Origin of the sequence: Shewanella sp. CG12_big_fil_rev_8_21_14_0_65_47_15 (assembly GCF_002783505.1) — a bacterium.
In the GTDB taxonomy this organism is placed as follows: Bacteria; Pseudomonadota; Gammaproteobacteria; order Enterobacterales; family Shewanellaceae; genus Shewanella.
Genome location: NZ_PFGL01000063.1, coordinates 137,231 through 149,485, shown reverse-complemented (window position 1 = coordinate 149,485; position 12,255 = coordinate 137,231). Strand labels below are relative to the sequence as shown.

Below are 12,255 nucleotides of genomic sequence, written 5' to 3'. Positions count from 1 at the left end.
TTCAGTCATCACTAACATTTACTTGTACAATTAATGGTTTACTGACTATTTTAAACATAAAAAAACAGGACACGATAAGCCAAAGGCATTACCTGTCCTGTTTTATATTTCACCCTTTATGCTGCTAAAACTGAGCCGCTGAACTCCCATGGATAAGACCATAAGCTAACAGCATCTATGATCCTTATACGCGAGGAAAATCCCTCGCAAGGATCACGGATAACCCTCGGCAAACTAAGGTTTCCATATCATCGACCCGATGGATTTTCATCTCGGCTAGGGGCGCACTCAATGCCATTTGCTTTAAGCTTTCGAGGCAACCCTTGTAGTAAGGCGCACTGTTCATCATGCCGCCCGCTAACCAGATGCGATTGGGATTAAATAAATTCACCGCCCACGCCAGTCCCATACCAAGGTAACTACCCGCACGATACAACTCATCCTGAGTCGTGATTTTACGGCTGCGCACTGAATCGCCACTGGCGAGTTGTTCTAAGCTAAACTCGCCGGATTCTGTCATCACGCGGCAATGACCAAGCTCCCCCGCCACACCGGATGCGCCGGTAAATACCTTGCCATTGAAGGCAATAGACATACCTATCCCTGTGCCGCACATCACCAATAACTCACAGGCATATTTTGCATCGCAGGTTGCCTGCATACCGGCATCGATATCGTTGCAGATAAGCTTAAGCTCGCCCTGGGTTTTTACTGTGTCAAAACTTAACCCATTGAGACCGGGTAACGACTTACAGGAGACCAAACGATTATGTTGTACGAGTCCGGGTACGGCTATCGCTAATTGGTAATCTTGTAAATCGTAATCCCGTTCTAGGGCTGCGATTTGATGATTTAACTCTTCAATTTTAAAGCCTTCACCTGTGGGGATTTTATATTGTTCTGTATGCCCCGCGAGCTGAAGTTCGAATAGGGCTTTGGTACCGCCCACGTCTATTGTTAATGTTTGCATCGCCAACTCCACTGATACATGTGCTCCCCTCTGACCCCGAGCGGAGATGGCGAATGTTAGCACAGGGGGTGTATATTAGCGATTGAATAATGCTTAAGTTGCTAATTTTTAAGGTGTAGTGCCAAAAAACAAGTGAGGTAGACAACGGGTGGTAATGAATTTTTGCAGGAGATCACACCAAAATACAGCCCTTACTCGCAGGCATTTTTGCAACACTCACAAAATTGTATACAAAATCCTTTATTCCATCCCCTTGCAACTTTGTCATAGTGCTTGCGATAATCGCCGCCAGCAATATACCAAATAACCTGAAGATGCAGGATTCAGTGGGAATTTACCCCACGACCAAAGCAGACCCATTGGAGCCCCTATGTCACACAAGATAGCCCAGCGTCTCGATGCTATTCGTAGCGAAATGGCCGCTGCCCATTTAGATGCTTTTATTATTCCCCGCGCCGACGAGTACTTAGGCGAATATGTGCCAGAACACAATGAGCGTTTATATTGGGCAACGGATTTTACCGGCTCGGCGGGCATGGCTATCGTATTGAAAGATAAGGCCGCTATCTTTACCGACGGCCGCTATACTGTGCAAGTTCGCCTGCAAGTCGATGCCAACCTATTCAGTTATGAGAGTCTGACCGACACCCCACAAATCGAGTGGTTGTGTGACACATTGCCAGCGGGCTCCCGTGTCGGCTTCGATGCAAGATTGCATACCTTAGCTTGGCATGAAAATGCTAAGGCGACCTTAAGTAAAGCCCAAATCGAATTAGTGGCGATTGAACAAAACCCCATCGATTTGCATTGGCAGAATAGACCCGCACCGTCCAGCGCGCCTATCACTTTATTCAGTAACGAGAGTGCCGGCAAAACTAGCCTGCAAAAACGCATTGAAATTGGCACCTTAGTGAAAAAAGCCGGCGCCGATATCGCTTTAATCGCCGCCTTAGACTCCTTTTGCTGGTTGCTCAATATTCGCGGTAACGATGTGCCGCGCCTACCGGTTGTGCTCGGCAGTGCGCTGCTCCACGCCAATGGCGATATGCAGCTTTTTACCGACTTAAGCAAGTTACCAGAGGGCATTGATGAGCATGTTGGCGTTGGCGTAAGCTTTAAGAGCGAGGCATCTTTTTCCGATACTTTATCGAGTTTACAAGGTGTTAAGCTGCTGGCAGATCCCAATTCGGCTAACGCTTGGGCACAAAACCTCGCCCGTGAAGCCGGGGCGAAATTAATTGCCGGAATCGATCCCGCCTCTTTACCTAAGGCGCAGAAAAACCCAGCAGAACTTGCCGGCATGCGCGCCTGCCATATCCGCGATGGTGTCGCCGTGAGTCGATTCCTTGCATGGCTCGATGCCGAAGTGGCAGCCAATCGCATGCACGATGAAGGCACCCTTGCCGATAAATTAGAAAGCTTTCGCCTAGAAGATGAGCGTTACCGCGAGCCAAGTTTCGATACCATTTCAGCCGCCGGTCCCAATGCCGCCATGTGCCATTACAATCACAATAATGGCACCCCAGCCATGATGACCATGGACAGCATCTATCTAGTGGATTCTGGCGCGCAATATATCGATGGCACCACAGATGTGACCCGCACCATTGCGATTGGTGATGTGACCGCTGAGCATAAAAAAATGGTCACCCTAGTGCTAAAAGGCCATATCGCGCTGGATCAGGCTCGCTTCCCCAAAGGCACTTCTGGCCAGCAGCTCGATGCATTCGCCCGCCAATATTTATGGCAGCAGGGTTTTGATTACGACCACGGCACAGGCCATGGCGTGGGCCACTTTTTAAGTGTGCACGAAGGCCCGCAGCGCATAGGTAAAAATGTTAATGGTGTCGCGCTGATGCCAGGCATGGTGCTCTCCAACGAGCCTGGGTACTACCGCGCTGAAAGTTTTGGTATTCGCTTAGAGAACTTAGTGGTAGTGCAACACTGTGAAGCACTTAACGGGGCTGAGCGTGAGATGTATGAGTTCGATGCGTTGACTATGATCCCTATGGACACACGCCTTATCGATAAGAGCCTGTTAACCCAAGGGGAAATCGACTGGCTTAATCAATACCATAGTAAAGTATTTAATACCCTCGCCCCCTTGATGTCGGGCGATGAACTCCAGTGGTTAACACAGGCCACCCGCGCCATTTAACCCACCGAGTTTTAGATAAAACGCCCAAGGGGCCATGCCTCCTGGGCGTTTTTGTATCGGGACTGCGCCATTAAACAACCTTAGGTTGCATCATGGTTAGCAGTACCTCGTTATCTAAAGATGCCTTAGATAGGGCTTCAAACTCCCCGTGAATTGCCATAAAACACTCGACTAAAATAGGATCGAAATGCTTGCCTTTTCCCTCAAGGATCAAATCAATCGCCTCTTGATGGCTGAAGGGACGCTTATAGCAACGGGGCGATGTGAGCGCATCATAAACATCGACAAGGGCGACAATTCTGGCCGATAGAGGGATATCTTCCCCTTTTAAGCCATAGGGATAGCCACTGCCATCCCATTTTTCATGGTGACCGGAGGCAATATCCCGTCCCATTTTAATAAAGGTACATTGGGGTGCATATTCCAACAAACTGCGTAACACTTGCCCCCCAATCACAGGATGGGCCTTAATCTGCTCAAACTCTTCGGGGGTTAATTTACCCGGTTTAAGCAAAATGGCATCGGCGATACCGACTTTACCTATATCGTGTAAAATGGCCGATAAACTAATATCTTGAATAAAATCATCGTCCAATTCTGCGGGGGGATTATCGGCCAACATGCGCTGGGCAGCGAGCATTTTAGAATACTGCCGCATCCGTAATAAATGCGCCCCCGTCTCGTTATCTCGATATTCGGCCAACTTGGCTAAACCCAATACGGTTGCTTGCCTAGAGGCTAAAGTGGAATCTAAGGCGACACTGAGTTTTTCTAATAGATAACCCATAGTTAAGGTCACCATCGCATTAGTGACTAAAAAGTTTACCGCCACTACGGCCCAAATCCCTACGCTATAGTCTTGGGTTATTGGCCAGCTCAGTCCTTGAAAATGGTAGACGACACCAATCAATATCAAACTGAATGCATTTAAAAACTGTGCATAAAAACTGGCACGGCGCCCCAAAAAAATACTCACTAATGGCGGGAAGATAAATAACCAGAAAAATCCCGCACCAGAGGGACCTATCGCGATCAAAAATCCCACCCCGATGGCATAGGCAAGCAAACAACCACAACTAAAACGGGTCTTATCGGAAAAGTGAGGAAGCAGGAGTAACGCCAGCAAAAACAAATACGCGAACGTATCAAATATCACCATGCCCCATAAATGCGTAATAGCACAGAGATACACGCTAGTGATATAGACAGGCACGCACAGAATGGCGAGAAAACCAAATAAATGTTTAAAAATCACTCGCCGCCAATGTGGCAGACATACCGCATTATTTGAACTGGTTACATCACTTCGCAGAGCTATTGCCATGGGAAGGTCCTTTTGCAATGGTATTTCCGTTGTAACCTAGTGAGTTGAAGCATGCATATTCCCATGAGTAGAGATGAGTAACAGGTTAGGCTGCACACAAGAACTCAAACCCATTAAAGGATAGCCGAATAAGTATAGGGTGGCAGAACAATCCCATAGACACTCACAGTCCCCCACAATGGCCCGAGTCTTATCTCTTTATAGGTATTTAAGCTATCAAGCTCTGCCAACAACAGCAGACTCCCACATTAATTAAACCCAGATCCAATTAACCCTATATAAAATACTGGAATTAGCGAATAAACAGGATAAACACGGGTTACAGATTGCCGTAAAATAACAAAAACCCATATTTTGCAGTGAGTTATAAATACAACGAACGATTGATAATCATAGATATAAGGTAAAAAATCATTCTCCTATACCCACACAAAAATGATAGTCTTATCACATAACAAGCCGCCCCCTATGAGAGGCTGCGCATATTTAGCATATTCGATTTTACCCAAAATCATCATATCGGCCCTGAATGGACAGACTGCACAATGAGCCAGAGTAACTTCATCGAAAATCGCCCCTCACATATGGGACGAGCAGAACAAGAAATCTGCTTAACCGCACAAGACGAACTGATTTCCACCACTGATACCCGCGGTATCATCACCTATGTGAATGACCGCTTTGTTAGCATTTCTGGCTATAGCGCCCAAGAACTGATGGGTTCCCCCCACAATGTAGTGCGTCACCCCGATATGCCCAGTGCTGCTTTTAAAGAAATGTGGGAAAAGCTTAAATCCGGTCAATCCTGGCGTGGTGTCGTAAAGAATCGCTGTAAAAATGGCGACTTTTACTGGGTCGATGCCTTTGTATCGCCGTTGTTTGAAAATGGCACTATCGTAGGATATCAATCGGTACGCATTCAGCCCAAAGCGGCCTATGTGACTAAGGCGACGGATATCTATCAAAGACTTAAGCAGGATAAATCTATACCTAAGCCTTTAAGTTTGATGCAAAAACGCATTGTCTCAGCCATTGTCGCCTCGACGGGATTACTGATCGCGGGATATTTTTGGGGATGGGGCGTGATCATCGCTGGGGCGATTTTGATGAGTTTAAACCTCGCCATCTTCTACGATGAGGCCTTTCGCATCCCGACTCAGCTGTTGCAGATGCAGCAAAAATACGACTCTATCAGCCGTTATATTTATTCCGGTGCCGATACTTCATCCATCCTTGATTTTCAACTGATCATGCTACAGGCCAAGATGAATGGCGTCCTCGGTCGAACTCAAGATCAGGCCAATCATCTACATGCCATAGCCGACCAATTAGTCGTCACCACTGAGCAAACCTATGTCAGCCTAGATCAAGAGAAAAATCAGCTAGAGCAACTCGCCAGTGCGATGGAAGAAATGAGTGCCACCATAGCCGAAGTCGCACAAAATACCCACCTGACATCCACTAACATCAACACAGCTTACGATCTCTGCCTTAAAAGTAGCGCCAATATGAAGGCTAATACCCAACAGATTGAATTATTAGCGAAATCCGTTGCCGATGCGGCTAACAATGCCCATCAATTGAATCGGGAGGCTGAACGGGTAGCCAATGCCATGGGTGAAATCGATTCTATCGCCGAACAAACAAATCTGCTCGCCCTCAATGCCGCCATTGAAGCCGCCCGCGCCGGTGAACAAGGCAGGGGATTTGCGGTGGTTGCCGATGAAGTTCGCGCCCTATCGAGCCGCACCCAACTGTCGACTAATAGCATTTCCCAGAGTGTCGATAAGATGTTTAGCATGTTAAATGCCTGGGCCAAGGAAATGGAGCAGAGCCGCCAACATGCCGAACTCTGCGCCAATGATATTCAAGCATCCGCCAATAACGTCAATACCATCTATCAAGAGGTCAGTGAAATCCACACCTTTGCCCAGCAAAACGCCGTTGCTGCCGATCAACAGCGCCAAGTGGTCAATGAGATCACCAGTAATATTCACTCAATCAGCCAGACTAGCAGTGAAAACCTCGCCGCAACCCATCAAATTGGTGAAGCTGCCAATCACCTAAAACACAATGCTCAAAAGGCGCAGGGATTACGCCGTGCCTTTGGCTAGGGCATAAAAAATAGTCAAACAGCTCAAGATGCAGATTCCAGTAAAACGTCGCTTAAAGGCGCCCCAATACCTTACTCGATTGAGGCATTGAGGCGCCATTGTGAGTATAAAGCCCAGACAAGGTTAAAAAGTACAGGTTTTAACCAAAAATTTTGCTATACTCCGCGCCCGCCATTTTTCTTATAAATCTGTGTGGAAGAATGAGCAAACCCAGTGTGATGTCGCAGCCTGAGTGCAGAGTCAAACTTGGCGCTTGAATGTTTGAATAAGTGAATGATAGGAATCCAAAATGAGATTTGAATCTTTTAGTTTTTCCCCCGAGATTTTGCGCGCTATCTCAGATTGCGGTTATCAACAAATGACGCCTATTCAGCAGCAAGCAATCCCTGCTATTCGCCGTGGCCAAGATGTGCTGGCCAGCGCACAAACGGGCACAGGTAAAACCGCGGCCTTTGCGCTTCCTATCCTGCAAAAGATGGTTGAAAAGCCAAGCGAAACCCTAAAGTCGAATGCCCGCGTATTGATCCTTACCCCGACTCGTGAGCTGGCGGCTCAAGTCGCAGATAACGTGACGGCATACAGCAAATACTTAAACTTCAGCGTATTAACGATTTACGGCGGCGTAAAAGTCGAGACTCAAGCGCAAAAGCTGAAACGCGGCGCCGATGTAATCGTTGCTACGCCAGGTCGTTTACTCGAACACCTTACCGCCTGTAATTTAAGCCTGTCGAACATCGACTTTTTAGTGCTCGATGAAGCCGACCGAATGCTCGACATGGGCTTTAGCGCCGATATTCAAAAGATCCTCCAAGCGGTGAATAAGAAGCGCCAAAACCTACTCTTCTCGGCCACTTTCTCGAGTGCCGTGAAGAAACTCGCCAACGACATGATGGTTAAACCGCAGGTGATCAGCGTCGATAAACAAAACACTACCGCCGATACCGTCAGCCAAGTGGTTTATCCGGTTGAACAACGCCGTAAACGTGAACTGTTATCAGAGCTAATCGGTAAGAAAAACTGGCAACAGGTTTTAGTCTTTACCGCCACCCGTGAAGCCGCGGATACCTTAGTCAAAGAATTGAACTTAGATGGTATACCCTCTGAAGTCGTCCACGGTGAAAAGGGTCAAGGCAGTCGCCGCCGTGCCCTGCGCGAATTTGTGGCTGGTAAAGTTCGAGTACTCGTCGCGACCGAAGTTGCCGCCCGCGGTTTAGATATTCCAAGCCTAGAATATGTCGTCAACTATGACTTACCTTTCCTCGCCGAGGACTATGTTCATCGTATCGGTCGAACGGGCCGTGCGGGTAAAACCGGGGTCGCCATTTCATTCGTAAGTCGCGAAGAAGAGCGCACGCTGGCGGATATCGAAAAATTGATCGGCCAACAGATCCGCCGCGTCACAGTGCCAGGTTATGAAGTCGGCAGCCGCGAGCTGCTCCTAAAACAGTTGCAAACCCGTCGTAGTTTTGCCAAAAAGCAACAACGAACCGACAATGTTGGTGCACAGGTTATAGCAGAAAAAAGTATGCAGGGCCGCCGTGTCAAAGTAAAAGTGGGCCAAGTGCCAAGCAAAGCTAAAAAGCTAAAAAGCTAAAGTGATTTGCGAGATAAGCTTAAACAGCAACATTTTTTAATTGAACTAAAATGCACATAAAAAAGCGTCCTAAAGTGGACGCTTTTTTTATTCTACTTGTCCTGTCCTGTGTCCCGCCCTGACATACATTGTCCCAATTTTATTTCAACGCAAATGCAATGGAATATCGTATTTTTTAAAAAGTTTTACTATCGACTCCTTATATAGTGGCTTAATAATATAACCTTTTGCTCCGGCTGTTACAGCCTGCTGAACGGATGACTTATTTTTATTACCTGTTAGCATGACAATAGGTGTGCTTGAATTTATTCCATTAGTTTTATTTACATGATTTATAATATAAAACCCATTGGTATCAGGAAGATTTATATCCATTAAAATAACGTCGTATTTTTTCTTCGACAACAAGTCCAACGCCATGCGTCCCGATAGGGAAGTATCAAGTTCTATTGCATAGGTTCTAAGCAGCATAATAGTGAGATTTAAACTAATATGATCATCTTCAACAATTAACATCTTTGGTACTATCGGAATTTCAATTTCCAGCGATGATGCAGATGCCGTTTTTGATTCAGAATATAATCTATTATAGGTATATTTAGTGTCAGAAACAGTAGCACTTTTCTTATGAGTGACGGTGGCCTCTTCCTCTTCTGGTAAAGGAGTTTCTGCAACTGATGCAACATTTGATACATCAGTAACAACAAGCTCAAGTAAATGCAATGCTTTACTTTGTAATTTTAACAGCGCTGGTCGAATTTCGTTAGAGCGAATAAAAGATAATATTTTTTTTAATGATGTCACATCTAACTCAGCAGATTTTTTATTCGCAAGATGTGACTCTGCCTTATCTAAAGACTTATCTATCTCCTCTAAGCTCAACTCAAAATCATGTTCCAAATCCTTCTTTCGCTGAGCCCCTCTTAAAACAATCTCTTTTATGTGCGAAGAGTAATTCTCTTGTACATTAACAAACTCTTCAACTTTTCTATATTTACCCTTTAATCCAATCTCTCTCAATAAATGTGTACAAATGATAATTGCCCTATGTATTTCATACATGGGTCTGGCTATTAAATAATCATTAATTATCCCACTGCGATAGGCCTCATACGCTTCTTTCTCCTGATGCTTTGGAATAAGAGAAACAACAGCATGTTCGCATATTTCTACAGCTTGTAATTCTTCAATAGCTTCGTAATAAATGAGCAAGGTTTCTTGCAACGTTTCGGCCGCAACTAAAATAACTTTAGGTGTTGACTGTTTTATCTGTTCAATCAGTTCAGTATTCGATTTAATAACATGAATACGAGAAAAATGGCGTATCAGGACACTGATCAATAATCGGTCATTCTCTTGATCGTTCGTATAGAGTACTATATGTTCAAAATTAACTCTGTCCACTCTGATTACTCCTTTGTATAAAAAACTCCGTCAAAGTAAACAAATCATCATCCACTTCTTGCCAACAATCTAAGAGAGCATTGTAATCAACTGTGTTATCACGTGAAATATTTTCTAATTCTTGACAAGATAAGTTTAGCTTTTTAGCACCAACAAAAAGAGAATTACTTTTAAGCGTATGACTAATAGTGCTGATCCTCAGGAAATCATTCTCCATTATTGCCGATTTTAATGCTTCACGCTTTACGATTAAGTTACTATAATATTGTTCTAAAAATGTCTCTAACTCTTCATCACTAATATCTTCGCCAACAAACTTATATATCTCTGAGAAGTTGACCAACTGCGCCATAGACTGTGACTGTGGTGTCATTTCACACAGTGTTACATCATGCTCATCAAAACAAACAAAGTCATTCTCTTCGATATTACTATCATTGCCAGCTATAACAAAGTGGCTCTTAGTATGATGGGGGAAAGTCGCCTTAACGTCATCTAAAAGACACTCCAACTCGCTTAAGGCTAACGGTTTCACGAGTACCCTGTTAGCACCGGCTTGCAAACATTCATCTTTACAGTCATCACCATGTTCTGCTGTCAACATAATGATTATCGACGGTGTTAACTCTCTATAATTTTCAACATCTCTAATAACACTGACTAAATCGACGCCATATATCGTTGGCATCACCACATCAGAAATGACGACATTGAAATTATTAACTTTAAAAAGTTCAATGGCTTGTATCGGATCCTGTACACAAGTCGCCTTCACACCCAAAGATAACAGTTGCTTTTCAATAACAAATAAGTTTTCTTGGCAATCATCAATAACCAACACGCAGATATCATTATAATCAACTTCATCACTGTCTACCTCGCAAATACAACTTAATCGATCTTTATCATTAATAAAATCAATAACTTTCCACATCTTCAGTGGCGGATATAAAATTATTTCGCAATCTAAATATGACTCAGTAAATGACACTTTTCTCAATTCAGCAACACATTCACCCCGAGGAGATAAATAGGCTAAAAACTCATCCATTGAAACAATATCACTTTGATTTAAATCAATAAAAAACACCCCATCAGCAATATCAACAAGGATCATTTCACTGCTGGATAAATACAACAATTCAAAATTGGTTTCTTGTGAATATCGACTAACGGACGTATAGAATAATGGGCTATTAGTATAAACTCTAACTAAATTATCACTCTTATAGACATGCGCATTATCATCTACTGTAACAACATCTTCATCGTCTAACATAAACTCTAATACAAAATAAAAAATACTGCCTTCGCCTTTTTTACTAATAACCTTAAGATCTCCCCCCATAGAATGACATATATTTTTACTTATATACAACCCTAAACCAATACCATGATGTTTACTATAGGCATCTGAAGACACTTGCTCATATTTGCCAAACACTTTTGATTGTTCGTCTTCAGTCAAACCAATACCATTATCAATAACGGAAAATTTCAATTTAGCACTATCAAATGTTTTTTCTAGGACATCAATAGTCAGTAGAACAGAAGCACTATTTTCACCAGAAAACTTCATTGCATTGGAAATTAAATTATAGATAACTTGGCTTAGCTTTACCTCATCGCAAATTATTTTGCTTCTAAAGTTTAGTGGCATATAAAAATCTAAATTAATATTTTTTTTATCAGCTTGAACACTGAAAGCATCAACAATAGACTCCCCAAGCCTTCTGATGTCTACCACATCATGGGCAATCTCTAGCCGATCATCGCGCCCTCTTTTAAAGTTCAGCATATTATTAATGAGTGATAGAACTTGTTTCGATGTACTAAATGCTATAGATAATAATGGTCTATCTTGCGCCCTTACACTACCTAAACTAAGCTCAATTAAACCTAATACAGCATTTAATGGAGTTCGAATTTCATGACCAAGGGTTGCAATAAAATCACTCTGATTTTCATTGAATTGGATGAGCAGAGAGTATTCCTGTTTTATTGCCTCCGCGCGTTTATATTTCTCGGTTCGATCAATCAGTAACCCAAATCGACTCCCATCATCAAAAAAAACATCTCTATACTCTAGGATAAATCCAGATTCAGTTTTGAATAGGAACTGAATTCTTTTATTTTCTTTAAGTTTAAACTCAAACCATTGCAATACATTAAAAGAATCTCTACTAATAAACTGATATTCATGATTAACAATATCAGTAATTAATGTAAAAAATTGTTTTCCGGCATAGAACTCGCCATACAAATAAGGAAATATAGATTCAATTTTTTCATTTATTAATTCAATGTAACCTAGTTTATTTATAAGAATAAATGCATCCGAACAAATAGGCCGTCGATGACAGCAATCATAATCAGCAATCTCTAATTTATTAGGCTGATTATATTCAAACTCATTATTTACTTGGGAATCATTTATAACATTACAAAAGACAACAATATCTTTAGTTATCGTTTCTAATATTTTAAATCTTATATATTTCCCATTAACTCTCAGGTATTCATCTGGAAATAAGTTATCTTTTAAGGTATTAAAATGATCATAAATTAATTTTTTTGAGTTTGATAAGAACGCATCAATTGAAAATGCATAATTCTCACTTAACCATTCCCCTTTAGGGGATAGCATAAATGCACAAGAATTAAACAAGTTCAAATCCACAATACTCATAT

At 42.9% G+C, this 12,255-nt stretch carries 7 protein-coding genes; 3 read left to right on the top strand and 4 right to left on the bottom strand.

Annotation, left to right across the window (positions count from 1 at the left end; translation table 11 throughout):
• Nucleotides 1-184: 184 nt before the first annotated feature.
• A complete protein-coding gene (locus COW15_RS17400; RefSeq protein ID WP_293634441.1) occupies nucleotides 185-970 on the bottom strand; it encodes an ROK family protein in 786 nt (261 codons plus the stop codon).
• 370 nt (nucleotides 971-1,340) lie between these two features.
• On the opposite strand from COW15_RS17400, the gene COW15_RS17395 reads away from it, so the two are divergent.
• Complete coding sequence (locus COW15_RS17395; protein ID WP_293634439.1) at nucleotides 1,341-3,128, top strand: aminopeptidase P family protein; 1,788 nt, start codon at nucleotides 1,341-1,343, stop codon at nucleotides 3,126-3,128.
• A gap of 70 nt (nucleotides 3,129-3,198) precedes the next feature.
• Here the strand turns inward: COW15_RS17395 and COW15_RS17390 are convergent, their stop codons facing one another.
• On the bottom strand, nucleotides 3,199-4,452 hold the full coding sequence (locus tag COW15_RS17390; protein WP_293634437.1) for an HD domain-containing phosphohydrolase: 1,254 nt from the start codon (nucleotides 4,450-4,452) through the stop codon (nucleotides 3,199-3,201).
• Nucleotides 4,453-4,997: 545 nt separating this feature from the next.
• Here COW15_RS17390 and COW15_RS17385 point away from each other — a divergent pair.
• Both COW15_RS17385 and COW15_RS17380 read left to right on the top strand, forming a co-directional pair.
• Nucleotides 4,998-6,566: a methyl-accepting chemotaxis protein gene (locus COW15_RS17385; RefSeq protein WP_293634435.1), complete on the top strand. Its 1,569-nt coding sequence runs from the start codon at nucleotides 4,998-5,000 to the stop codon at nucleotides 6,564-6,566.
• 289 nt (nucleotides 6,567-6,855) lie between these two features.
• Nucleotides 6,856-8,160 (top strand): DEAD/DEAH box helicase, encoded by a 1,305-nt coding sequence (locus tag COW15_RS17380; RefSeq protein WP_293634433.1) that lies wholly within the window; start codon nucleotides 6,856-6,858, stop codon nucleotides 8,158-8,160.
• A 144-nt stretch (nucleotides 8,161-8,304) separates the two neighbouring features.
• On the opposite strand, the gene COW15_RS17375 is transcribed toward COW15_RS17380, so the two are convergent.
• Nucleotides 8,305-9,564 carry a response regulator gene (locus COW15_RS17375; protein WP_293634431.1) on the bottom strand — a complete coding sequence of 420 codons (1,260 nt, stop codon included), beginning with the start codon at nucleotides 9,562-9,564 and terminating at the stop codon, nucleotides 8,305-8,307.
• Nucleotides 9,551-12,253, bottom strand: coding sequence for a hybrid sensor histidine kinase/response regulator (locus COW15_RS17370; protein WP_293634429.1), 2,703 nt, complete (start codon nucleotides 12,251-12,253; stop codon nucleotides 9,551-9,553). The genes COW15_RS17375 and COW15_RS17370 overlap by 14 nt, the downstream gene beginning before the upstream one ends.
• Between the last annotated feature and the right edge of the window lie 2 nt (nucleotides 12,254-12,255).

Coding starts and splice junctions, on each gene's coding strand:
- COW15_RS17380 (WP_293634433.1), top strand. CDS start 6,856: ATGAGATTTGAATCTTTTAGTTTTTCCCCCGAGATTTTGCGCGCTATC.
- COW15_RS17395 (WP_293634439.1), top strand. CDS start 1,341: ATGTCACACAAGATAGCCCAGCGTCTCGATGCTATTCGTAGCGAAATG.
- COW15_RS17390 (WP_293634437.1), bottom strand. CDS start 4,452: ATGGCAATAGCTCTGCGAAGTGATGTAACCAGTTCAAATAATGCGGTA.
- COW15_RS17370 (WP_293634429.1), bottom strand. CDS start 12,253: ATGAGTATTGTGGATTTGAACTTGTTTAATTCTTGTGCATTTATGCTA.
- COW15_RS17385 (WP_293634435.1), top strand. CDS start 4,998: ATGAGCCAGAGTAACTTCATCGAAAATCGCCCCTCACATATGGGACGA.
- COW15_RS17400 (WP_293634441.1), bottom strand. CDS start 970: ATGCAAACATTAACAATAGACGTGGGCGGTACCAAAGCCCTATTCGAA.